The 22,626-nt window shown below is 71.9% G+C and carries 22 protein-coding genes and 1 pseudogene; 11 read left to right on the forward strand and 12 right to left on the reverse strand.

Annotated features, from left to right (window positions below; all coding sequences use genetic code 11):
* Positions 1 to 234 precede the first annotated feature (234 nt).
* Entirely contained in the window at positions 235 to 711 is a 477-nt protein-coding gene (locus ACIBG7_RS31720) for a Clp protease N-terminal domain-containing protein (RefSeq protein WP_397338561.1), read from the reverse strand.
* Between the two features lie 9 nt (positions 712 to 720).
* Positions 721 to 924 carry a helix-turn-helix domain-containing protein gene (locus ACIBG7_RS31725; RefSeq protein ID WP_357920246.1) on the reverse strand — a complete coding sequence of 68 codons (204 nt, stop codon included), beginning with the start codon at positions 922 to 924 and terminating at the stop codon, positions 721 to 723.
* Between the two features lie 50 nt (positions 925 to 974).
* Between ACIBG7_RS31725 and ACIBG7_RS31730 the strand changes: the two genes are divergently transcribed.
* Positions 975 to 2,444 (forward strand): FAD-dependent monooxygenase, encoded by a 1,470-nt coding sequence (locus tag ACIBG7_RS31730; RefSeq protein ID WP_397338562.1) that lies wholly within the window; start codon positions 975 to 977, stop codon positions 2,442 to 2,444.
* Here ACIBG7_RS31730 and ACIBG7_RS31735 read toward each other — a convergent pair.
* The 3 genes from ACIBG7_RS31735 to ACIBG7_RS31745 all read right to left on the reverse strand — a co-directional run bounded on the left by ACIBG7_RS31735 (position 2,441) and on the right by ACIBG7_RS31745 (position 4,954).
* A complete protein-coding gene (locus ACIBG7_RS31735) occupies positions 2,441 to 2,917 on the reverse strand; it encodes a TIGR03618 family F420-dependent PPOX class oxidoreductase (RefSeq protein ID WP_397338563.1) in 477 nt (158 codons plus the stop codon). The two genes, ACIBG7_RS31730 and ACIBG7_RS31735, sit on opposite strands and share 4 nt — an antisense overlap.
* A 39-nt stretch (positions 2,918 to 2,956) precedes the next feature.
* Positions 2,957 to 4,387, reverse strand: coding sequence for an MFS transporter (locus ACIBG7_RS31740; protein WP_397338564.1), 1,431 nt, complete (start codon positions 4,385 to 4,387; stop codon positions 2,957 to 2,959).
* A gap of 81 nt (positions 4,388 to 4,468) precedes the next feature.
* Positions 4,469 to 4,954, reverse strand: a complete 486-nt coding sequence (locus ACIBG7_RS31745) for a MarR family winged helix-turn-helix transcriptional regulator (protein ID WP_357920258.1) — start codon at positions 4,952 to 4,954, stop codon at positions 4,469 to 4,471.
* 190 nt (positions 4,955 to 5,144) lie between these two features.
* Here ACIBG7_RS31745 and ACIBG7_RS31750 point away from each other — a divergent pair, with 190 nt between their 5' ends.
* Both ACIBG7_RS31750 and ACIBG7_RS31755 read left to right on the forward strand, forming a co-directional pair.
* Positions 5,145 to 5,546 carry a hypothetical protein gene (locus ACIBG7_RS31750; protein ID WP_397338565.1) on the forward strand — a complete coding sequence of 134 codons (402 nt, stop codon included), beginning with the start codon at positions 5,145 to 5,147 and terminating at the stop codon, positions 5,544 to 5,546.
* Between the two features lie 238 nt (positions 5,547 to 5,784).
* Positions 5,785 to 6,144, forward strand: coding sequence for a nuclear transport factor 2 family protein (locus ACIBG7_RS31755; protein WP_397338566.1), 360 nt, complete (start codon positions 5,785 to 5,787; stop codon positions 6,142 to 6,144).
* A gap of 93 nt (positions 6,145 to 6,237) precedes the next feature.
* Here ACIBG7_RS31755 and ACIBG7_RS31760 read toward each other — a convergent pair whose 3' ends face one another.
* The 4 genes from ACIBG7_RS31760 to ACIBG7_RS31775 all read right to left on the reverse strand — a co-directional run bounded on the left by ACIBG7_RS31760 (position 6,238) and on the right by ACIBG7_RS31775 (position 10,326).
* Entirely contained in the window at positions 6,238 to 6,927 is a 690-nt protein-coding gene (locus ACIBG7_RS31760; RefSeq protein WP_397338567.1) for a hypothetical protein, read from the reverse strand.
* A gap of 1 nt (position 6,928) precedes the next feature.
* Positions 6,929 to 8,119 carry an XRE family transcriptional regulator gene (locus tag ACIBG7_RS31765; RefSeq protein ID WP_357920269.1) on the reverse strand — a complete coding sequence of 397 codons (1,191 nt, stop codon included), beginning with the start codon at positions 8,117 to 8,119 and terminating at the stop codon, positions 6,929 to 6,931.
* A 255-nt stretch (positions 8,120 to 8,374) separates the two neighbouring features.
* Complete coding sequence (tuf, locus tag ACIBG7_RS31770; RefSeq protein WP_397338568.1) at positions 8,375 to 9,532, reverse strand: elongation factor Tu; 1,158 nt, start codon at positions 9,530 to 9,532, stop codon at positions 8,375 to 8,377.
* 260 nt (positions 9,533 to 9,792) lie between these two features.
* A complete protein-coding gene (locus ACIBG7_RS31775) occupies positions 9,793 to 10,326 on the reverse strand; it encodes a type 1 glutamine amidotransferase domain-containing protein (protein WP_397338569.1) in 534 nt (177 codons plus the stop codon).
* A 58-nt stretch (positions 10,327 to 10,384) separates the two neighbouring features.
* On the opposite strand from ACIBG7_RS31775, the pseudogene ACIBG7_RS31780 reads away from it, so the two are divergent.
* A pseudogene (locus ACIBG7_RS31780) lies at positions 10,385 to 10,582 on the forward strand (heavy-metal-associated domain-containing protein); the annotation flags it as partial.
* A gap of 91 nt (positions 10,583 to 10,673) precedes the next feature.
* Here ACIBG7_RS31780 and ACIBG7_RS31785 read toward each other — a convergent pair.
* Positions 10,674 to 11,030: a DUF2809 domain-containing protein gene (locus ACIBG7_RS31785; RefSeq protein ID WP_397338570.1), complete on the reverse strand. Its 357-nt coding sequence runs from the start codon at positions 11,028 to 11,030 to the stop codon at positions 10,674 to 10,676.
* 142 nt (positions 11,031 to 11,172) lie between these two features.
* Between ACIBG7_RS31785 and ACIBG7_RS31790 the strand changes: the two genes are divergently transcribed.
* The 7 genes from ACIBG7_RS31790 (at position 11,173) to ACIBG7_RS31820 (ending at position 21,228) form a co-directional block, all read left to right on the forward strand.
* Complete coding sequence (locus ACIBG7_RS31790) at positions 11,173 to 12,990, forward strand: ABC transporter substrate-binding protein (protein ID WP_357920280.1); 1,818 nt, start codon at positions 11,173 to 11,175, stop codon at positions 12,988 to 12,990.
* Positions 12,987 to 14,024, forward strand: coding sequence for an ABC transporter permease (locus ACIBG7_RS31795; protein WP_357920283.1), 1,038 nt, complete (start codon positions 12,987 to 12,989; stop codon positions 14,022 to 14,024). The genes ACIBG7_RS31790 and ACIBG7_RS31795 overlap by 4 nt, the downstream gene beginning before the upstream one ends.
* On the forward strand, positions 14,021 to 14,905 hold the full coding sequence (locus ACIBG7_RS31800; protein WP_397338571.1) for an ABC transporter permease: 885 nt from the start codon (positions 14,021 to 14,023) through the stop codon (positions 14,903 to 14,905). Before ACIBG7_RS31795 ends, ACIBG7_RS31800 begins: the two co-directional genes overlap by 4 nt.
* On the forward strand, positions 14,902 to 15,867 hold the full coding sequence (locus ACIBG7_RS31805) for an ABC transporter ATP-binding protein (protein WP_357920285.1): 966 nt from the start codon (positions 14,902 to 14,904) through the stop codon (positions 15,865 to 15,867). Before ACIBG7_RS31800 ends, ACIBG7_RS31805 begins: the two co-directional genes overlap by 4 nt.
* Positions 15,864 to 16,847: an ABC transporter ATP-binding protein gene (locus ACIBG7_RS31810; RefSeq protein WP_397338572.1), complete on the forward strand. Its 984-nt coding sequence runs from the start codon at positions 15,864 to 15,866 to the stop codon at positions 16,845 to 16,847. The genes ACIBG7_RS31805 and ACIBG7_RS31810 overlap by 4 nt, the downstream gene beginning before the upstream one ends.
* Positions 16,848 to 16,866: 19 nt before the next feature.
* Positions 16,867 to 19,926 carry a BTAD domain-containing putative transcriptional regulator gene (locus ACIBG7_RS31815; RefSeq protein WP_397338573.1) on the forward strand — a complete coding sequence of 1,020 codons (3,060 nt, stop codon included), beginning with the start codon at positions 16,867 to 16,869 and terminating at the stop codon, positions 19,924 to 19,926.
* Positions 19,927 to 19,992: 66 nt separating this feature from the next.
* Positions 19,993 to 21,228, forward strand: a complete 1,236-nt coding sequence (locus ACIBG7_RS31820) for an FAD-dependent monooxygenase (RefSeq protein WP_397338574.1) — start codon at positions 19,993 to 19,995, stop codon at positions 21,226 to 21,228.
* Here the strand turns inward: ACIBG7_RS31820 and ACIBG7_RS31825 are convergent.
* Together ACIBG7_RS31825 and ACIBG7_RS31830 are read right to left on the reverse strand one after the other, a co-directional pair.
* Positions 21,126 to 21,914 (reverse strand): SDR family oxidoreductase, encoded by a 789-nt coding sequence (locus tag ACIBG7_RS31825; RefSeq protein ID WP_357920293.1) that lies wholly within the window; start codon positions 21,912 to 21,914, stop codon positions 21,126 to 21,128. The genes ACIBG7_RS31820 and ACIBG7_RS31825 overlap by 103 nt on opposite strands.
* A gap of 74 nt (positions 21,915 to 21,988) precedes the next feature.
* Positions 21,989 to 22,621, reverse strand: a complete 633-nt coding sequence (locus tag ACIBG7_RS31830; protein WP_357920296.1) for a maleylpyruvate isomerase N-terminal domain-containing protein — start codon at positions 22,619 to 22,621, stop codon at positions 21,989 to 21,991.
* Positions 22,622 to 22,626: the final 5 nt, after the last annotated feature.

The following is a 22,626-nucleotide window of genomic DNA, read 5'->3' on the forward strand; positions in this document are numbered from 1 at the left end:
GACCTAGCGGCGGCACCGATGTCCGCGGACGGCGAACCTCGGTGCTCGGGAGGTCCTCGAGGGATGGTCGGCTGGGCTCGCCGCGAAGTCGTCGTGGGGCGGGTCCGAGGGAGCGGTGCACCTCGTCCGGTCGGTGCGGTGGGCCGACTCGGGCCCATCGGGAAGGGGCGGTGACTATGGCGGCCGGTTCGACGGGGCAGGAGTCGCGGCGCTGGACCGGCCGAGATGGCGGGGTTACTCGGATGGGTGGGTGAGGCGGGTTCGGGTGGTGGGGCGGTCGATGCCGAGGTGGTCCAGCAACTGGGCCACGGGGTCGGGCGGTTCGTGGGAGAGCAAGGCCAAGAGGAGTTGGGCCGGCCCCTCGGTGTCGCGGTTCTTGCGGGTGGTGGTCTTGACGGCCTGGGTGAGGGCGGTGCGGGCCCCGGTGGCGAGGGCGGTGGGGGAGACCGTGGGGTGGCGGCGGGCCCGGGTGGGGGGTGGCGGGTCGATGTCGAGGCCGATGGCGCGGAGGGCGGCGGCGTCCAGGTCGGCCAGGGCGCGCCGGGCGGTGGCGAGGTCGACGCCAAGGGCGCGGCTGGTGATCGAGTCAGGGGTGCGCAGCAGGCCGAGCAGCAGGTGCTCGGTGCCGATCCGGCGGTCGCCACGCTGCCGGGCTTCGTCGGCCGCCGCCTTGATGGCGACGGCGAAGGGGCTCTTCTCGCTCCCGAACATGGCCGGTTCTCACTTCCCGTACTTGGCGTGCACAGACTGACGGGAGACGCCCAGGGCGTCCCCGATCTGCTCCCAGGTCCAGCCCTGCTCGCGGGCCAGCAGCACCGAGGTGGCCTCGACCTGCTCGGCCAGCCGGTGCAGGGCGCCCACCGCGCGGAGCCCGACGGCGGGGTCGTTCGTTCTGATGCGCTCGGACAGTTCCTCCAGATCCACGCTGTCAGGCTAGGTTGACGGCCGATGTTTGTCAATCTAGCCTGACAGGCATGGAGGACATCATCATCATCATCATCGGAGCAGGGCCCGTGGGGCTCCTGCTGGCCTGCGAGCTGAGCCTGACCGGCGCCCGCCCGGTCGTGCTGGACCGGCGTCCACAGCCTGGGGACACACCCAAGGCCAACGGGCTGGGCGGGCAGATCATCGACGTCTTAGACCATCGGGGGCTGCTGGAGCGGCTGAGCGCCGGGAGCCCCTTCTTCGGCGTGCCGCCGGGGTTCCCGTTCGGGTCGGTCCCGCTCCGGTTCGCCGGGGTGGACGGCATCCCGCTGCGGATGCTGATGATCCAGCAGCCCCGGCTGGAGCGGCTGCTGGGCGAGCGGGCGGCCGAGCTGGGGGTGCGGATCCGCTGGGGGCACGAGGTGACCTCGCTCGCGCAGGACGCGGAGTCGGTGACGGTCCAGGGCGAGGGGTTCGCCCTGCGCGGTCGCTATGCGGTGGGGTGTGACGGGGGCAGCAGCCGGGTCCGCGAGCTGGCGGGGATCGGCTTCCCCGGCACCACCGACGACGAGCAGGTGTGGCTCGGTCACTTCACCACCGGCACCGAGACCGGGGTGTTCGACCATCCTCGGGTGGCGGGGCTGGGGCCGGGGTGGAACCGCACGCCGGCCGGGCGGGTCCTGGTCACCTCGCTCCAGCCTGGAGTCCACATCGTCGGCGTCCGGGAGGTGCGCGGCGACGCGGCGGGGCGGGTCACGATCGCCGACTTCCAGGCGGCGGTCCGTCGGGTGCTCGGCGACGACCTGCCGCTGGGCGAGCCGATCTGGTTGTCGCGTACGCGGTCGCAGGCACGGGTGGCCGAGCGGTACCGGAGCGGGCGGGTGTTTCTGGCAGGTGACGCCGCGCATCTGTTCCCGGCGGGCGGCTCGGCGCTCAACGTCGGCCTGGTGGATGCGGTCAACCTGGGCTGGAAGTTGTCGGCGACGCTGGCGGGGGACGGGCCGGAGGGGCTGCTCGACACCTACGAGGCGGAGCGTCGTCCCGCGGCTGAGCGGGCGTTGATGCAGACGCGCGCTCAGGCCGCTCTGGAGCGGCTGCCGCAGGAGGAGGGGGACGCGTTGCGGTCGCTGCTGACCGAGGTTTTCGCCTATGAGGAGCCGGTGCGGCACATGGCCGCGCTGCTGCACGGGTCCGACTTGCCGTACGGCAGCGGCGGTCACTCGCTGATCGGGCGGCTGGTTCCCGATCTTCGGGTGGTCACCGAGGACGGGGAGCGGCGGGTGGCCGAGCTCATGCATCGGGGCCGGCCGGTGCTGCTCGATCTGGTTGGTACGGCAAGCCTCGACCAGGAGCTCGGCGGGCGGGTCGAGGTGGTTCGGGCTCGGTGCGCCGACGCCCCCGCCGAGGCCATCCTGATCCGGCCGGACGGGGTCGTGGCGTGGGCGGGGAGCGGCGGGGACGGGCTGGCGGCGGCTGCGGAGCAGTGGTTCGGGCGCGGCTCGGTCGGGGCGGTCCGCTAGTCGGCGGCGGGGAGGTCGAGGGCGGTGCCGTACAGGCGGGTGACGGGCAGTCTGATCACCACGCGCTGTTCGTCCACCTGGCGGCGGAGGAAGGCAGCCTCCTCCGCCGGGTCGGCGAATCCCGGGGTGATCGCGAGGAGCTCCCTGCTGGTGGCGTCGCCGGGCTCGGTGGTGACCTCCGAGACCTCCGCGTCGCCCTCGGCGACGGCGAAGGACCAGATGGACGGGCCGGTCACGTGCAGGGAGATGCGGGGGTTGGCGCGGACGTGGCGGGCCTTGAGGCGGTCGGTCGTGGTGGAGATCCGGATGACTCGTTCGTCCGGGTTCCAGTGGTACATGACGGTGGACTGGTGGGGGTGGCCGCTGCGCTTGACGGTGGACAGGACGCCGAACCGCTGGGTGGCGAGCAGGTGGGAGAGGTCCGCGTCGGTGAGCGGGCGAGGGGCCACGGGGGTGGACTCGGTCTGGGTCATGGGTCTGGGTCCTGTCTGCAGTCGGTGGGGTTCAGCGGTTCAGGCGACGAGGAGGGGCTCTGGAGCGGGGGTGCGGGGCTGGCGGAGGACGAGGAGGGTGACGGTGAAGGCGGCCACGAGCAGGGTCGCGGCGACCGCGAAGGCCACGTGGTAGCCGCCGGTCAGCGCGGCGGCCCGGCTCTGGCCGGCGGCGAGCAGGTCCTCGGTGCGGGTGGCGGCCAGGGTGGACAGGACGGCGACGCCGAAGGCCATCCCGATCTGCTGCGTGGTGTTGAACAGCCCTGAGGCCAGCCCCGCGTCGTCGGCCTTGGCCCCGGACATGCCGAGCGAGGTCAGCGCGGGCAACACCAGGCCGCCACCGGCGATGAGCAGCATGACCGGGAGCAGGTCGGTGACGTAGTCGGCCTGGACGGGGACGCGGGTCAGCCAGCCCATCGCGCCGAGCAGCAAGGCCAGCCCCGCCAGCAGTACGGCACGCTCGCCGTACCGCGTGTTGAGCCGTGCGGAGACGAACAGCGACACCCCGCCGATGGCCAGCGCCGCGGGCAACATCGCCAGGCCGGTCGCCAGCGCGCCGTACCCGAGCACCTGCTGCATGTAGAGCGCGACGAGGATCTGGAAGGCGAACATGGCCGCCAGCGTGAGGATCTGCACCAGGTTCGCCCCGGAGACGTTGCGCGAGCGGAAGATCCGCAGCGGCATCAGCGGCGCCCGGGCGCTCGCCTGCCGCAGCACGAACAGCGCCAGCAGCACGAGCGACACCGCGCCGAGGCCCAGGGTGTGCGCGGCGAGCCAGCCGTACTGCTCGACCTTGACCACGGTGTAGATGCCCAGCATCAGCCCGGCGGTGACCAGCACGGCCCCGACGACGTCGGCGCCCCCGGCGAGCCCGGCGCCGCGGTCGGCGGGCAGGACGCGGACGGCCAGGGCGATCGTGGCCAGCCCGATGGGGAGGTTGATGAGGAAGATCCAGTGCCAGCTCAGCAGGTCGGTCAGGACCCCGCCGAGCACCTGGCCGATCGAGGCGCCCGCCGCGCCGGTGAAGCTGAACACGCCGATCGCCTTGGCCCGCTCGGCCGCGCCGGTGAACAGCGTCACCAGGATGCCGAGCAGGACGGCCGAGGCCATCGCGCTGCCCACGCCCTGCAGGAACCGGGCGGTGATCAGCAGGCCCGGCCCGGCCGACGCGGCGGCCAGCACCGAGGCCGCGGTGAAGACCGCGTTCCCGGCCAGGAACATCGCGCGGCGGCCGATCAGGTCGCCGAGCCGGCCGGCCAGCAGGAGCAGCCCGCCGAAGGCGATCAGGTACGCGTTGACCGTCCAGCTCAGGCCGGCGGGGGAGAAGTCGAGGTCGCGCTGGATGGCGGGCATCGCCACGGTCACGATGCTGCCGTCGAGGATCGTCATCAACATCGCCGCCGACAGCACCATGAGGGCCAGTCGGCGGGATCGGGGTGTGGTGGAGGCCATGAGCTTTCTCTCCTGCTCCGTTGGGGGACAGGAGAGACCATAGCAGATAGTTTTGTTATAGACGATCCTTCACGGATCCAATCAAGCCTTCTGGCGGGCCCGCCGTACCCCCTGCGGGGCCTCGACCGGGGTGGCCAGATGGCCGGTGACCAGGCGGTTCATCGCTCGCAGGAACACCTCGCGCTCGTCGTCCGGCAGGGCGCTCAGGGCCGCCTGGTGCACGCCGTCGACGATCTCCTGGCTGCGTGCGGCCACCTCCGCGCCCTTCGGGGTGACCGCGATGATCCGGGCCCGCCGGTCGGTGCTGGACGGGCGGCGCTCGGCCAGGCCCGCCTTCTCCAGCGCGTCCACGGTGACCACCATCGTGGTCTTGTCCATGTCGCCGATCTCGGCGAGCTGGATCTGCGTGCGCTCCTCCTCCAGGGCGTGGACCAGCACGCAGTGCATGCGCGCGGTCAGCCCGATCTCGGCCAGCGCGGCGGCCATTTTCGTGCGCAGCACGTGGCTGGAGTGGTCGAGCAGGTAGGAGAGGTCCGGTTCGGTGCGGGCGGGCGCCATGGCGGTCATCTCGACAGCCTACCAACTGGTCCTGATCCGGATTATCTGCTTCCTTCCCACTCTGCGGGGGGCAAAAATCTTCCCCCTGGTCGGGCCCGAAATAGCCGCCCGCATTACCTCCCGCGTAATCGCGCAGGTCACCCCGTTCGCGACAACCTTGGGACATCGCACGGGGAAACACCCCGGAAGGGAGCTCGAAATGACCGCCATGACCGTCACCGCGGACCGCACCCGGTTCCTCCGTCTCGCCCTCGCCACCGACGCCGTGGTCACCGGTGGGAACGGCCTCATCTACCTGGCCTTCGCCGGACCGGTCGGCGACCTCCTCGGGCCCGACACCGGCCTGCTGCGCGGGATCGGGGTCTTCCTGCTCGTGTACGGCGCAGCCGTCGGCTTCCTCGCCGCGCGGCCCAACGCCGCGGCCGTCAAGGCGGTGATCGCGCTCAACATGATCTGGGCGCTCGGCAGCATCGCGGCGGTGGTGACCGGGGTGATCGAGTTCAGCACTCTCGGCGCGGTCTGGGCCATCGCCCAGGCGCTGGTCGTCGGCGGCTTCGCTGAGCTCCAGATCATCGGCCTCCGCAAGGCCAACCGCCCCTGACCCCCGTCACCTGCCAGCCCCCTGGCGCTGGCCGAGTTCCCGGCACCCGCCCTTGGCACCGGCCGGACCCCCGGCACCCGCCCCTGGCCCCTGGCCCCTGGCCCCTGGCCCCTGGCCCCTGGCCCCTGGCCCCTGGCCCCTGGCCCCTGGCCCCTGGCCCCTGGCCCCTGGCCCCTGGCTTCCGGCCCACCTGATCTTTGGTTCCACCCCTGACCGCTCACCTGAAAGGGCTGCTCCCATGACGAACGACCTGCTCGCCCGCTACCTCGCCGCCTGGAACGAGACCGACGCCGACGCCCGCGCCAAGGCCGTCGCCGACCTGTGGACCGAGGACGGCACCTACACCGACCCCCTGGCCGACGTCGCCGGCCACGAGGCCATCGCCGCAGTGATCGCCGGCGCCCAGGGCATGTTCCCCGGCCTGGTGTTCACCGCCGGGCAGGTGTTCGAGGCCCACCACGACGTGGCCCGCTTCACCTGGCACCTCGCCCCCGAAGGCGCGACCGAGCCCGTCGCGATCGGCTTCGACGTGGTGCGCCTCACCCCGGAAGGCCGGATCCGCGAGGTCATCGGCTTCCTGGACAAGCTGCCCGGCTGACCACCCGCACCGGACAAGGCCCCTCAACGAGGGGCCTTTCGCCGTTGGGCAGGCAGACCAGATTGGGACGGTAGTAGCGGGCCCGCCAGCAGGTCACTGCGGGCCACTGGCCGGCGGTGTCCCTCCCTGGCTCGGTCCGGCTTCCTCTACCTGGGCCGGGACGCGGGCCGTCGCGTCGGTCCGGAGCCACCTTCGGTGGACTTCCACCAGACTGGTCTTCTCCAGGGGCACCAGCCCGTCCCCGAAGGCGCGCAGTCGTGCGTAGTCGCGGCGAAGCTCGGCGATCGAGGGGAAGTGGCCGAGCTCGATCGCCAGGGTGAGGACGTCCTCAATGCTGAGGACGGGGATGTTCCACCGGGCGGCGAGCCGCTGACCTTCTTGATCGTCTAGGGCGGCGATGACCTCGTGACCCAGTTCGGCCAGGTGAACGCTGTGGGCGACCACAACCACCTCGCCCAGGTCGCGGCGGGCACGTACGGCTTGCTCAAGGTCGAGGCCACGAATCTCCTCGATCACTTCCACGACCCGGGGAGCCGCCGTGGCGAGCTCCAGCGCGGGCAGCACCTCGATCCGCCCGCTGGCAGCCAGCCGCGCCCAGCGTTGCCGCAGACCGGGGTACTTGCCGTCCTTGCCGGCGACTTCCTCGCAAACCTCGTGCGGGACGAGAAGAACAAGCCCGGCCTTGGTCAGCACATCGATCAGGAGAGGATGGAGGTTCGCCCCCACGAAATGGACACAGATCACCGCGTCCAGGACACATATCTCGTCTCCCCGATCGGGCACGTCAGTCCTCCCGGGCGGCTCGTGTTCGAGCCCGCGACAGCAGGCGACCGAGGTCGGCGTGACGCACCGGCGGGCTGTCCGGATTGATGCCCGCCTCAGCCAGGCCGGCCGCCAGTTCGGCCACATCGCGCGCTTCGATCGCGGCCAGCGCGCGGATGCCGAGTCGTCCCGCGCGGTACGCGGTGGTCGCACGTTCGAGGACCCGCCGTGGTGGCCGCCGAACGCGCGCGTTCTCCTGCTCGCGGTCGTATTGCGCCCCCCAGCCGTAGCGCCGCGCGAGATGCGCGCCGGAAGGTCCACGAAGGGTCTCGACCTGTGCATCGGTGAGCAGGCCGAGCTGCCGGAGCTGGATGAGGATCACCATGAGGCTCACGCCGAAGTGGCGGGCGAGCAGGGCGCAGTCGCGTTCGGCCAGCGGGCGGCCGGTAGGGGCGAGCCACGCCCGGATCCCGTCCTGCGGGGCGAGCAGATGCCGGGCGAAGGCGTCGCAACGGACCTCGGCCGGAGTACGGCACGCGGTGACGGCGTCGCTGTGCGCGCCGTCGCCGAAGAGCAGGTGGCCGAGCTCATGGGCGAAGGTGAAGCGCTGACGTTCCGCCACAGCACGCGAGCCGATGGCGATCAGGACGACTCGCCGGTCGGGGTCGATGACCGTCAAGCCGTCCACCCCTGCGGGAAAGTCGAGCACCGCGGTATCGGCCCCGGTCAGTCGCTCGGCGAGCTCTCCGGGGTCCGACAGGGGCGCGCCGCCGAGATCCAGGAGGTGACGAACCGCCTCGGCGAGCATCCGGCCCTGGGTCTCGGCCGGTAGCGACGCGTCGGGGAGCGGGAGGTCGGGCCGGGGCGGAGGGGTGTAGGGGGCGACGAGCCGGTCCAGTCGGTCATCGAGAACCAGGATGTCCATCGCCTGCTGGATCGCGACGGTCGCGGCTTCGTCATCCGGCCGGCCGATCCGTGCGGCGACGCGGGCGCGGGAGCGTACCGGGTTGCCGCGGGTCAGGTCGGCGAGGGGAATCCCCAGCGCGGCGGCCACAGTGTCGAGTTCGGCGATGGTGACTTTCGTTCGCGTGCCCAGCTCGATGCGGGCCAGTGTCGGTTGTGACAGGCCGGTTTGCGCGGCGAGCTCGCGCTGGTTGAGGCCGGCCCGTTCGCGCTCGGCTCTGACTCGCTGGCCGACGGTCTTGAGATCCATGGAGCCTCCTCTCGCTGAATCAAGTCTACAGATTTGATTCAGCAAGGGAGAGGTGTCCAGCATCGCAGCCGAACCTCAGTAAATCGCCGCACGCTCGGGTAGCGCGAGGGGCCGGAGGCTCCTCGCATCGGGGGGTGTGGGGGGACGCCGGAGGCGGCCCCCCACAGGGCAGGGCCCGAGGCCCGGACGCGCGGAGCGCGCCCAGGCCGAGGATGGAGCCCCGACGTGTGGAGCACGCCGGGGCGGGGGACGAGGTCAGGGCAGGACGGTGCCGGCGCCGACGGTGAGGCCGCCTTCGCGGATGGCGAAGCCAAGCCCCGCCTCGACCGCCACAGCCCTGCCGAGGTGCACGGTGACCTCGACGGTCTGGCCGGGCTCGGCCGGGCCGGGCAGGTCGATGCGGCCGGGCACGTCGGTGGTCCGCAGGTAGAACTGCGGCCGGTACCCGTCCACGATCGGCTTGCGCCGGCCGCCCTCCTCGGGGGTGAGGAGGTAGACCCGGGCGGTGAAGCTGTCCCGGGCGAGCTGCGAGCCGGGCGCGGCCAGGACCATGCCCCGCCGTACCTGCTCGCGAGGGACGCCGCGGAGCAGCACGGCGGCGTTGTCGCCGGCCTCGCCGCGCTCCATGGTCTTGCCGAACGTCTCGACGCCGGTGACGACCGCGGTGTACGGCTCGCCGTACCCCACGACCTCGACGGTGTCGCCGACGCGGACCGCGCCGCGCTCGATGGCGCCGGTGACGACGGTGCCGCGCCCGGTGACGGTGAGGACGTTCTCGACCGGCATCAGGAATGGCACGTCCACGTAGCGGACGGGCACCGGGATGTGGTCGTCCACCGCCTGGAGCAGCGCCTCGATCGAGGCGGTCCAGGCGGGGTCGCCCTCCAGCGCCCGCAGCCCGGAGACGCGGACCATGGGCACGTCGTGGTAGTCGTGCTCGGCCAGCAGCTCCGACAGCTCCAGCTCGACGAGGTCGGCGAGCTCGGGGTCGGCGCCGTCGGCCTTGTTGAGCGCGACGACCAGGTGCTCGACGCCGACCCGCTTGGCGAGCAGGACGTGCTCGCGGGTCTGCGGCATGATGCCGTCCTGCGCGGAGACCACGAGGATGGCGCCGTCGAGCTGCGCCGCCCCCGTGATCATGTTCTTCACGTAGTCGGCGTGGCCCGGCATGTCGACGTGCGCGTAGTGGCGGGTGGCCGTCTCGTACTCGACGTGCGAGATGTTGATCGTGATGCCGCGCTGCGCCTCCTCGGGCGTGCGGTCGATCTTCTCGAACGGCGTGAACGTGGCTCCGCCGCGCTCGGCGAGCACCTTGGTGATGGCGGCGGTCAGGGTGGTCTTGCCGTGGTCGACGTGGCCCATCGTGCCGATGTTGAGGTGCGGCTTGTTCCGCACGTAGGCCTGCTTGGCCATGGGAGTTCCTTGTCGCGAGTGCCTGAAGGGGGTGACCCGAACGGGTCGGTCGACCTCCCCCCGCCGGGTCACCAGGACTTACGGGGAGAGGTCAGCGCTCCAGGCCGTCGCAGACACGCTCGAGCACACCCGCGGCGATCGCGGGCGTGGTCAGGAGAGCGTGCCGGAACATGAGCGTCATAGTGCCGCGTACAAGCGCGCTGCGGCAACGGATTATTCCGGCAGCGGCGGCGACCGCCGCTGCCGTGGTACGACGCCGGTCAGCCGAAGGCCTCGACGGCGGCCTGGCAGAAGGCCTTGAGGTCGTCCGGCTTGCGGCTGGTCACCAGCGTGCTCGGCGCCGCGTTGCAGACGACGACCTCCTGGTCCACCCAGGTGGCGCCGGCGTTGCGGAGGTCGGTCTGGAGGCTGGGCCAGGACGTCATCGTGCGGCCGCGGACGACGTCGGCCTCGATGAGCGTCCAGGGCGCGTGGCAGATCGCGGCCACGGGTTTGCCGGCGTCGAAGAACTCCCGGACGAAGGCGACGGCTTTCGGTACCGTACGCAGGAAGTCGGGGTTGGCGACCCCGCCGGGCAGGACGAGTCCGTCGAACTCGGCCGAGCTGGTGCTGTCGACGGTGGCGTCGACGGCGAAGTGGTCGGCCTTGTCGAGGTGGTTGAAGCCCTGGACGTGTCCCTGCTCGGTCGAGACCAGGAGCGCGGTGCCCCCGGCCTGCTTGATCGCCTTCCACGGCTCGGTCAGCTCGATCTGCTCGACGCCTTCTGGTGCGACGAGGAATGCGATGGTCATCATAGGGATCCGCTACCCCGAATATGGCGGCCTAGTACCCCTAGGGGGTATAGTTGGGGTTATGACGGTGACGACTTTTCAGGTTGAAGGCATGACGTGCGGCCACTGCGTGAGCTCGGTGACCGCCGAGGTGGGCAAGGTCGCGGGGGTCAGCGGGGTGCGGATCGACCTGGCCACGAAGGCGGTCACGGTGACCAGCGAGGGCCCGGTGGACGAGGCGCTCGTCGGCGCGGCGGTGGCCGAGGCGGGCTATGAGCTCGCCCCCAAGGTGGAACTGCTCCCGCAGGCCGGCGGCTCCTGCTGCGGCTCCGGCGGCTGCCACTGATCTCCCCGCAGCCTGACAACCCACTTCACGGCCGGCTCTCCGACACGGAGCGCCGGCCGTACGCATGGAGGAGGAACGCCAGCAGCCCGCCCACGGCGTACCAGAGCAGATCGGGGGCGTTGAAGGTGCTCCCGAACACCGGCCGCAAAACCTCAGGAATCCCCACAATCTGCGCAAATTCGATCACCCAGCTCGCCCCGACCGCGATGAGCAGCGTCCACAGCGGTTTCAACCTGGGCCACACGAGCAACACCAGCACATAGATCAGCACCGTGTAGAGCGCGTCGCCGCCGTACTTCGCGAAGGGCCCGTCCATGAACATCCTGAGCCCGAGGCCTGCGGCAACGGTGATCAAGGCGAGGGCGGCGAGCGCGAGACGCATGGCGGAACCCTAGCGGACTGAAAATTTACACCGCGGAATGCAACGGGAATGAAACAATTTTCCGCCGTTCGTTGACACACGCTCTCCCTAGGGTGTGCCTTCTTGTACAACAGGTAACCCCCCGCCTGAAGGTGAGGCACTGATGACGAAATGGCTCGCGCGCCTGTCGGCGCTCGGCGTGGCTTTTTTACTGCTGGTCCAGGGGCAGGCCGCCCTGGCCCAGGATCCCTCGGCGGGTAAGAAGATCGTGCGCATCGGCTCGATCCAGTCCGTCGACTCGATGAACCCGTTCAAGGCGGTGCGCCTGATCGCCGGGCAGCTCCAGCGCTGGACGTACCTCTTCCTGACCACGCCCGACCCCAAGACGCTCGCTCCCAGCCCGGACCTGGCCGAGTCGTGGACGACCAGCCCCGACGGGCTGACCTGGACGTTCAAGATCCGCGAGACCAAGTGGTCGGACGGCAAGCCGGTGACCGCGCACGACGCGGCCTGGACGTTCAACAAGATCATGACTGACGACAAGGCCAAGACCGGCAACGGCCCGGCCGTCGAGAACTTCGAGAGCGTGTCGGCCACCGACGACCGCACCCTCGTCATCAAGACCAAGGCCCCGCAGGCCTCGATGCTGGAGAACCCGATCCCGATCGTGCCCAAGCACGTCTGGGAGAAGGTCGCCGACATCGACGCCTACGAGGCGGAGGACAACCCCGCGGTCAACGGCGCGTACATCCCGTACGAGCAGAAGAAGGACCAGTACGTCAAGCTGAAGGCCAACCCCGACTACTGGCGCGGCAAGGCCAAGATCGACGAACTGCAGGTCGTCTTCTACGAGAACCCCGAGGCCGCCGTCGCCGGTCTGAAGAAGGGCGACATCGACCTCATCGGCCGCCTCGCCGCCCCGCAGTGGGAGGCCGGCGCGGGCGACGCGAACATCGTCCAGTGGAACACCCCGGGCCGCCGCGCCGCCTACCTGCAGATCAACCACGGCGCGACCACCTCCGACGACAAGCCCATCGGCGACGGCCACCCCGCGCTGAAGGACGTCAAGGTACGGCAGGCGCTGCACTACGCCATCGACAAGAAGGCCCTGGTCGACCAGGTCCAGAACGGCCTGGCCGTCCCGGCGGAGGGCTCGATCGTCCCGCCGATGTACAAGGACTTCTTCTGGCAGGCCGAGGGCGCCGACAAGGTCAGCTTCGACCTGGCCAAGGCCAACCAGATCCTCGACGAGGCGGGCTACAAGAAGGGCGCCGACGGCGTCCGCACGATGCCCGACGACCCGAACAAGAAGCTGGAGTTCCGCTTCAGCATCCACACCGAGACGCCCACCGAGGAGAAGCTGGCGCAGTTCCTGACCGGCTGGTTCAAGGAGATCGGCATCACGCTGACCACCCGGGCGCTCGACTCCAACAAGTTCACCGAGGAGACCGGCAGCACCGCGCTGTTCGACATCGCCATCAGCGGCTGGTCGGTCAACCCCGACCCCGAGGAGGTGCTCGCCACGCACCTGTGCAGCCGGCGGCCCACCCCCTCCGGCGAGGGCGGCGGCACCGAGTCCTTCTGGTGCAACCAGGAGTACGAGGGCCTCTACACCAACCAGCTCAAGGAGCTCGACCGGGCCAAGCGGGCCGACCTGATCAAGCAGATGCAGAAGAATCTGTACGTCAACGCCCCGGTGATCGCCATCTACTACCCGAACAACCTGGAGCTGTACCGCAAGGACCGCATCACCAGCATCGAGCCGGTGCCGGCCGGCCGCCAAGGTGAGGGCATCCTGTACGGCGGCAGCAGCGGCTGGCCGATGTACTCGATGGACGCCCCCGCGCCGGCGGGCGCCGCGAGCGGTGGCGGCATGAGCACCGGCCTGATCGCCGGCATCGTCGGCGGCGTCGTCGCGGTGGCCGCGGTCGGCTTCCTGGCTCTGCGCCGCCGCAAGACCACGGCGGACGACCGAGAGTGACCAGCACGATCGACACCGGGCTCGCCGCCGATCTGGCGGCGGGCCCGGCCTCGCGGGGAATGTGGCGGTACGCCCTGACCAAGCTGGGCGGCGCGCTGCTCAGCATCGTCATGGTGGTCATCGCCACGTTCTTCCTGTTCCGCCTCATCCCGGGCGACCCTGTGATCGCCTACACCCGGGACGTGCCGCTCAGCCCCGACCAGATCAACCTCCTGCGCAAGCAGATGGGGCTCGACCAGCCGGTCCCGCAGCAGTTCCTCGACTTCCTGGTCAGGACCTTCACCTTCGACTTCGGCACCTCCTACGAGTACCGCCGGCCGGTGCTCGACCTCATCGGCGAGCGCTTCGGGCCCACGCTGCTGCTCACCGGCGTCGGCGTGATCATCTCGGTCGCGCTCGGCCTGTGGCAGGGCACCCGCGCCGCGTGGAAGCACGGCGGCCGCTTCGACCGCTACTCCACCGCGGTCTCGCTGGTGCTCTGGTCGGTGCCGACCTTCTGGCTGGGCCTGCTCCTGCTCATGACGCTCGCCTCGGGCATCGGGCCGATCCCCGGCCTGTTCCCGACCCGCGGCATGGAGAGCGTGGACTCGCCCGACGGCTTCGCCTACGTGCTGGACGTGGCGCACCACATGGTGCTGCCGTGCCTCACCCTGGTCGCCGTCGTCTACGCCCAGTACCTGCTGGTCATGCGCTCGTCGTTGCTGGACGAGATCGGGCAGGACTACGTGGTCACCGCGCGGGCGAAGGGCCTGCGCGACGACCTGGTCCGGCGGCGGCACGCCGTGCCCAACGCGTTGCTGCCGACGGTCACGCTGGTCTTCATCCACATCGGCTTCGTGGTCGGCGGCGCGGTGAGCGTGGAGTACGTCTACTCCTGGCCCGGCCTGGGCCTGCTCTTCGTGGAGGCGATCAAGGGGCCTGACTTCCCGGTCATGCAGGGCACCTTCATCGTGGTCTGCGTCGCGGTGATCATCATGAACACGCTGGCCGACGTGCTCTACCACGTGCTCGATCCGAGAGTGAGGTCGACGTGACGACTATCGCCTGGCAACGGCGGCGGGCCGGGCTGGGCCGGTTCTGGGCGGAGTTCAGGAAGCAGCGGGCCGGCGTCATCGGCGGCGCCATCCTGCTCGCCGCGGTCGCGCTCGCCCTGCTCACGCCCCTGCTCAGCGACATCTCGGTCATGGACGTGACCAAGGCCACGGGGCAGAAGCTCGCCCCGCCCAGCTTCGAGTTCCCGCTCGGCACGGACGAGTCGGGCCGCTCGGTCCTGGAGATGATCATGTGGGGCTCGCGGGTCTCGCTCTTCATCGGCTTCCTGGCCGCGTTGCTCAGCATCGGCATCGGCACCGTGGTCGGGATCGCCGCCGGGCACTTCCGCGGCTGGCTGTCGGCGGTGCTCATGCGCGTCACCGACTGGTTCCTGGTGCTGCCCTCGCTGGTGCTGGCCCTGGTGCTGTCGGCCATCCTCGGCGGCAGCGGCGCGACGATCATCCTGGCCATCGGCATCACCTCGTGGGCGACCACCGCGCGGCTGATCCGCGCGCAGACGCTCGCGGTGGAGGCCCGGCCGTACATCGAGCGGGCCAAGGCGCTCGGCGCCGGCCACTGGCACATCATGTCCAGGCACGTGCTGCCGAACGTGGCGCCGCTGGTGCTGGCCAACACCACCCTGCAGGTGGCCAGCGCGATCGTCGCCGAGTCCACGCTGGCCTTCCTCGGCGCGACTTCGGGGTCGACGTCCTGGGGGAGCCTGCTGCGCGGCGCCTACGACTGGGGCGCGGCGACGAAGGGCGCGTGGTGGTACATCCTGTCGCCCGGCGTCTGCATCGTCGCGGTCGTGCTCGCCTTCACGCTCTGCGGCCGGGCGCTCGAGGCCGTGCTCAACCCACGTCTGCGGGGTGTGTCGCGATGAGCCTGCTCGAACTGGACGAGTTGTCCATCACCTACCGGATCGCCTCGGGCGAGGTGCCCGCCGTGCGCGGGGTCTCGCTGGCCCTGGCGCCGGGCGAGGCGCTCGGCATCGCGGGCGAGTCCGGGTCCGGCAAGTCGACGCTGGCCATGGCGCTGCTGCGGCTGCTGCCGGCCACCGCCCGCGTCGAGGGCAAGATCATGCTCGGCGGCGAGGACATCCTGGCCATGAAGTGGGGCCGGCTGCGCGCGGTCCGCTGGGCGGAGGCGTCGATCGTCTTCCAGGGCGCGCAGCACGGGCTCAACCCGGTGCGCCGGATCGGGGAGCAGATCGCCGAACCGCTCATCATCCACGAGATAACGAAAAATCCGGATAAGAGGGTGGCTGAGCTGCTCAGCCAGGTCGGCCTCCCGGCCTGGCGCGCCCGCAGCTACCCGCACGAGCTCTCCGGCGGCCAGCGCCAGCGCGTGATGATCGCCATGGCCCTGGCCTGCGAGCCGCGCCTGATCATCGCCGACGAGCCGACCACCGCGCTCGACGTCATGGTCCAGGCCCAGGTGCTCACCCTGATCAAGGGCCTGATCGCCGAGCGCGGCATCTCGATGATCATGATCTCGCACGACCTGTCGGTCCTGGCCGACATGTGCGACCGGCTCGGCGTCATGTACGCCGGCCGCCTGGTCGAGGTCGGCCCCTCCCACGAGGTCTTCCACGACGCCAAGCACCCCTACAGCCGGGCCCTGGCCGCCGCCTTCCCCACCGTCGGCGACCCGGTCTCCCGCCTGGCGCCCAAGGGACTCGGCGGCGACCCGCCCGACCCCATGGACCTGCCGGCCGGATGCCCCTTCCACCCGAGGTGCCCGGTCGCGCTGCCCGGCTGCGCCTCGCTCGACGTCCAGCTCTGGCGGGCCGGCGACCGCCGCGAGGCCGCCTGCGTGCACGTCCTCGAAACGGAGGCGTCATGACGATGACCGTCACCCAGACCCTGCTCGAAGCCCGCGACCTGCACGTCGAGTTCTCCTCCCGCGGCCGGCGGGCCCGGGCCGTCGACGGGGTCAACCTGGCGGTCGGCCAGGGCGAGATCGTCGCGCTGGTCGGCGAGTCCGGATGCGGCAAGACCACCCTCGCCCGCACCCTGCTCGGCCTCGAACGCCCCACCAAGGGCCAGGTCCTGTACGGCGGAGCCGCCCTGGACTACTCCTCCAAGGCGCTCAAGGCCTACCGCCGCCAGGCCCAGCTCGTCCTCCAGGACCCGACCGGCGCGCTCAACCCCAGGCACACCGTCTACGAGGCGGTCGCCGAAGGCCCGCGCATCCACGGCCTGGCCAACGAGGAGGAGATCGTGCGCAGCGCGCTCAGCCGGGCCGGGCTGCGCCCGCCGGAGCGCTTCTTCCTGCGCTACCCGCACGAGCTGTCCGGTGGCCAGCGCCAGCGCGTGGTCATCGCCGGGGCGCTCGCGCTCGACCCCAGCCTGCTGGTCGCCGACGAGCCGGTCGCCTCGCTCGACGCCTCGGTGCGCGGCGAGATCCTCGCGCTGCTGCTGCGGCTGCGCGACGAGCTGGGCCTGTCCGCGCTGGTCGTCACGCACGACCTCGGGCTGGCCTGGAACATCGCCGACCGGGTGGCGGTGATGTACCTCGGGCGCATCGTCGAGTCGGGGCCGGTGGAGCAGGTGCTGACCGAGCCGAGGCATCCGTACACGCAGGCGCTGCTGTCGGTGCTGCCGGAGTCTACCGAGCGGGTCGTGCTCACCGGCGAGCCGCCCGACCCCACCCGGGTGCCCGGCGGGTGCCGGTTCCACGCGCGTTGCCAGGTGCTCAGCAGCGGGCGGGCCGCGGAGGCCGGCGTGGCCGACCTGTGCAGGGGCGAGTTGCTGAGCGTGCTGCCTGCCGTACCGGACGCCCAGGCGGCCTGCCACTACGCCGCGCGGAGCCAGTCCGGCTGACGGGCCTACGATCGCAGGTATGCGCTTCGGCATCCTCGGGCCGCTGACGGTCGAGAGCGCCTCCGGAGAGGAGGTCGCCGTCGGCGGCCCCAGGCCGCGGGCGCTGCTGACCATGCTCCTGCTGGAGGCCGGGCGGGTGGTGCCGGTCGAGCGGCTGATCGACGGCCAGTACGGCGACGCGCCGCCCGCCGGAGCGGCCAACGCGCTGCAGGCCCAGGTCTCGCGGCTGCGGCGGCACCTGCCGGTCTCCTTCGAGGGCACCGGTTACCGGCTGGCGGTCGAGCCGCTCGACGTGGACGCGCACCTGTTCGAGCGGCTGGCCGGGGAGGGGCGTGACCTGCTTTCGCGGGGCTCGCACTCGGCTGCCGTCCAGCGGTTGCGTGAGGCCCTGGGGCTGTGGCGGGGGCCGGCGTTGCCCGACCTGCCCTTCGGCGCGGCGCAGGTGGCTCGGCTGGAGGAACTGCGGCTGTCGGCGGTCGAGGACCTGGCCGAGGCCACCCTGGCCCTGGGTGCCCCCACCACGGAGAACCAGGCACCCCCGGGGAGCGGGGCCTTCGGTGGCGGGGTGCCGGGGTTGGTGGCCGAGTTGGGTGGGCTGGTGGCTCAGCATCCCTTGCGGGAGCGGCTGGCGGGGCTGCTCATGCGGGCGCTGGTGGCCACCGGGCGGCCGGCCGAGGCGCTGGCGGTGTTCGAGGCGACCCGGGCACGCCTGGCCGCCGAGCTGGGCGCGGATCCCTCGCCTGAGCTGGCCGCCCTCCACCTGTCCGTGCTGCGGGCCGAGCGGCCGGCCGTGCGGGGACTGCCCGCCCAGCTCACCAGCTTCGTCGGCCGGGCGGGCGAGCTCGGTGGCCTGGGCGGCGAACGGCTGGTCACCCTGCTCGGCCCCGGCGGCGTCGGCAAGACCCGGCTCGCGGTCGAGGCCGCCGCCCGCGACCCTCGCGAGGTCTGCTTCGCCGACCTGTCCGCCGTAGAAGCCCGCCCGCCCCGTGGCGGGTCCGAGGTGGTCGCGCTCACCGTGCTGGGTGCGCTGGGCGTGCGTGAGGGCGGCGGGTTCCTGCCGCACACCCCCGCCGGGCCGCTCGACCGGCTGACCGCCGCGCTGGCCGGCCGGGAGCTGCTGCTGGTGCTGGACAACTGCGAGCACGTGATCGACGCCGCCGCCGCGCTGGCCCGGCATCTGCTGGCCGCCTGCCCCGGCCTGGCCATCCTGGCCACCAGCCGGGAGCCGCTCGGCCTGACCGGCGAGCACCTGGTCCCCCTGGCCCCGCTCGCCGCACCGCCGCCGGGCGCCACCCCGGCCGAGGCCCTGGCCTACCCCGCGGTCCGGCTCTTCGCCGATCGGGCGGCAGCCGTACGTCCGGGGTTCGAGGTCACCGAGGCCAACGTCGAAGCGGTCACCGAGGTCTGCGCCACCCTCGACGGCCTGCCGCTGGCGCTGGAGCTGGCCGCCGCCCGCCTGCGCACCTTCCCGGTCGCCGAGCTCGCCGCCCGGCTCGCCACCGACGGCCGCTTCCGCCTGCTGTCCCGAGGCGACCGTACGGCAAGCGCCCGCCACCAGACCCTGCGCGCGGCGGTCGAGTGGAGCTGGAGCCTGCTCACCCCGCACGAGCAGGAGCTGGCCAGGCGCTTCTCGGTCTTCGCCGGCGGCGCCTCGCTGGAGGCCGCCGAGGCGTTGTGCGGCGACATCGCCGACCTCGTCGACAAGTCCCTCGTCGTGCTCGAAGGCTCGGGGTTCCGGATGTTCGACACGATCCGCTACTTCTGCGCGGCCACCCTGACCGACGACGTCCGCGCCGAGCACGCCCGCTACTACCTCGACCTGGCTCTGCGCGCCGAGCCGCACCTGCGCCGGGCCGAGCAGCTCGACTGGCTGGCCCGGCTGTCGGCCGAGCACGCCAACCTGACCGCGGCGATGCGGCACGACCCGGAGACCGGGCAGCGGATGGTCGCCGCGCTGGCCACGTACTGCTGGCTGAGCGGCCGGCGCGGCCAGGTCGGTGAGATCGCGGCCGGTCTGCTGGAGCCGCTGCCGGGCCTGGAGGAGGAGTACGTGGCCTGCGTCCTGCACGCGGTGCCGCGCGCCTCGGAGGAGCACTGGGACCGGGCGGCGGCGATCATGCGGGGCATGGACCGGCCGCTGCGGCACCCGTTCACCGCGGCGTTGTGGGGGATGTTCGTGGGCCCCGACGGGTTCGGCTCGCCCGCGCTGCTCGGCGGCGACGACTGGAACGTGGCGCTGGGGCGGCTCAGCGACGGGCTGGTCCGGGTGCTGGGCGGTGAGCCGGGCGAGGGGGACCGGCTGCTGGACGGGGTGCTGAGCCGGTTCCGTGCGCTCGGCGAGCGGTGGGGGATGGCGCAGGCGCTCGACTGGCAGGCCCTGGTGGCGAGCTGGCGTGGGCAGTGGGAGCGGGCCCATGAGCTGCGGGCCGAGGCCCTGGACCTGCTGGAGGAGCTCGGTGCGCTGGAGGAGTCGGCCGACGTGCTGGCCCGGCGGGCCGAGACGCGGGTGCGGGAAGGGGACCCGTCGGCGGTCGCCGACTTCCAGGCTGCTGACGAGTCGCGGGCCAGGGCGGGGCAACCGCCGATCGCCGCGCTCGGGCTGGCTCGGCTGGCCCGCTGGTCGGGGGACCTCGACGGGGCCCGGCGGCAGGTCGAGCGGGCGGCGACGGCGGCCGAGGGGCAGGGGTTCGGGCTCGACGCCGGTCCGGCCCGGGTGCTGACCGAGCGGGCCAGGATCGCCGGTGCGCTGGGCGTCGAGGGGGATTCGGTGGCCGGGTGGCATCGGGAGGCGGTGGCGTTGGCGCGGCAGTCGCCGCTGGTCGCCGAGCTGGCTGATGCGGTGGAGGGGCTGGCGGAAGCCGTACCGGCGGAGGAGAGTGCGCGCCTGCTCGGGGTGGCCGTGGCGCTGCGCGGGCTGGCGGTGGCGGGGGATCGGGACGTGGCCGAGACCGCGGCCCGGGCACGCGCGGCCCTGGGCCAGGAACGCTTCGCCACGACCTACGCCGAGGCCGCCGCCCTCGACCGCGAAGCCGCCCTGGCCGCAGTGGCCAAGGCCGTGGACGGTGAGCACCCCCGCTGACAGTCGGGGCGGGGGCTGTCAGCGATCGGGCCGTCGGTTGTCAGCGGCCCAGCCGAAGGTGTGGGCATGACGCTGACGAACACCACGGTCCTCATCTCCGGCGCGAGCATCGCCGGCCCCGCCCTCGCCTTCTGGCTGGCCCGCGCCGGCGCCAAGGTGACCCTCGTGGAGAAGGCCCCGGCGCTGCGCCCTGGCGGCCAGGCGGTCGACTTCAAGGGCGAGACCCACCTGACCGTCCTGGAGCGCATGGGCGTCCTGGAGCGGATCCGGGAGCACCAGACCGGCGGCACCGACCTGACGATCATCGACGAGAAGGGCCGCGAGGTGGCGGTGTGGCCGGGCGAGTTCACCGGCGGCGACCTGGAGATCCTGCGCGGCGACCTGGCCCGCATCCTGGTCGAGCAGACCGAGAAGAGCTGCGAGTACGTCTTCGGCGACTCGATCACCTCGCTGACCGAGACCCCGGCGGGCGTGCACGTGAGCTTCGAGCGAGGCGCGCCCCGCACCTTCGACCTGGTGATCGGCGCCGACGGCATCCACTCCAACGTCCGCCGGCTGGCCTTCGGCCCGGAGCACGAGCACGTCCGTCACCTGGGCTACTACTACGCGCTGGCCGACCTCGACCTCGATGTCGAGCCGGTGATGTACAACGAGCCGGGCCGCATGATCAGCCTGGGCGGGAGCAAGGCGGCCAGCTTCTTCGTCTTCGCCTCGCCGGAGCTGTCCTACGACCGCTACGACGAGGAGCAGCAGAAGGAGCTCGTCCGCGCGGCCTTCGCCGGCTGCGGCTGGCGGGTGCCCGAGGTGCTGGCCGCGCTGGACCGGGCGGGGAGCGTCTACCTCGACTCGATCAGCCAGGCCCGGGTGGGCAGCTACGCCGCAGGCCGCGTCGCCCTGATCGGGGACGCGGCCTACGGGAACACGCTGGGCGGGTTCGGCACGGGCCTGGCGGTCGTGGCGGCCTACGTGCTGGCCGGGGAACTGGCCACCAACGCCGACCACCGCACGGCCTTCCGGCGCTACGAGGAGCTCTTCCGCCCCTACGCCAAGAGCGCCGAGAACGGCAACGCCGGCCCGTTCATGGCCCCGAAGACCCGCCCTGGCCGCTGGCTGCGCAACCAGCTCTTCCGCCGCCGCTTCCTGCTCACTTCGATGATCAAGATGGGTGACCGGATGGCCAGCCGCATCGACCTGCCCGACTACACCTGCTTGAGGTGGCCGGCGTCGACGACGAAGTCGGCTCCGGTGGTGGCCGCCGAGCGCGGCGACACCAGCAGCGTGATCACGTCGGCGACCTCCTGAGGATCGACCAGGCGCCCGGTGGTGAGGTTCATCATCTCAGGGGCGACCTTGTCCAGCACGGCCTCGCGGTCGGCGCCGGTGGCGCCGGCCAGCACGTCGGCCGCGCCGCCCGACTCGGTCCACCAGGCGGTCCGGGTGGGCCCGGCCGAGACGGTGTTCACCCGGATGCCCTGCGGCCCGTACTCCTCCGACAGCGACTTGGTCACCGTGCTCAGCCCGGCCTTGGCCGCGCTGTAGTCGACGTTCATCGGGGCGGGCATGCGGGCCATCGTGGTCGAGACGTTGACGATCGCGCCACCGCCGCGCTCCAGCATCAGCGGGATCGCCGCCCGGATGGCACGCACCGGGCTCAGCAGGTTGAACTCGAGCATCTGGCGCCAGTCGTCGTCACCGGGCGTCAGAAAGCCGAAACGCGGCAACGTCACACCGGGGGGCGGGCCGCCGGCGTTGTTCACCAGGATGTCGAGCCCGCCGAACCGCTCGGCCACGTAGCGCACCGCGGCCGCGGGCGCCTCCGGGTCGGTCAGGTCGGCGGCGAAGTGGTCGGCGTCGAGGCCGGGGGCGGGGGTCCGCGACACCGCGACCACGTGGGCGCCCTCCGCGGCCAGGGTGCGGGCGACGGCCAGGCCGATGCCCTTCGAGGCACCGGTGACCAGGGCGATCTTGCCGTTCAGTCCAAGTTCCATGCCTGCCAACGTAGACGCTGGTCAGGTCGGAGAACCGGCGGTAATCGGACCACCGGTTCTCGCGGAAATCGGACTCAGAAGGCGCTTATCGTGGCCGGGGCGCGCTCGGCCCGGCTCAGCGCGCGGATGACCGCGGTCGGCCCGTGCCGGTGTACGGCCAGCCGCGCCAGCAGGTCGACCACGGGGTCGATGACCTCGGCCGGGAGCTCGGGCGTGGGCACGCCGACGCTCGCCGCCAGGTCGTCGGAGTGCACGACGATCTCCATCATCCTGGTGAGCAGGAAGTCGTCGAGGGTGAGCGCCCAGCCGGCCCACGGCAGGAAGACGACCCGCTCGGGGCTCTCCTCGGGCAGGACCTCGCGGAAGGTCTCCAGGAGTACCTCGCTCCTCGACACCACCGCGTCCGCGCCTTCGGCGGCCACGGCCTCGCCGCCTCGCCGTACGCCGATGTTGCTCTCGTGGTCGAGGCCGGCCTCGACCCAGGGGGAGCGGAAGTAGTGCTCCAGCAGCGGCGCCGGCTCGTGGCTGTCCTCCGGAAGGGCCAGCACGTCGGAGACGCGGACGAGCTGGTGACCCAGGTGCGCGGCCAGGCCGCCGACCGAGAACTCCGTGAGGGCGCTGGGCTTGTTCCAGGCGGCGGCCACCGCCGGTTCCCGCAGCAACGAGACCGCCGAGGCGGCGGCGACCAGGTAGGACTCCCTGACCATGGGGA

The sequence above is a fragment of the Nonomuraea sp. NPDC050328 genome (genome assembly GCF_044459405.1).
GTDB lineage: Bacteria > Actinomycetota > Actinomycetes > Streptosporangiales > Streptosporangiaceae > Nonomuraea.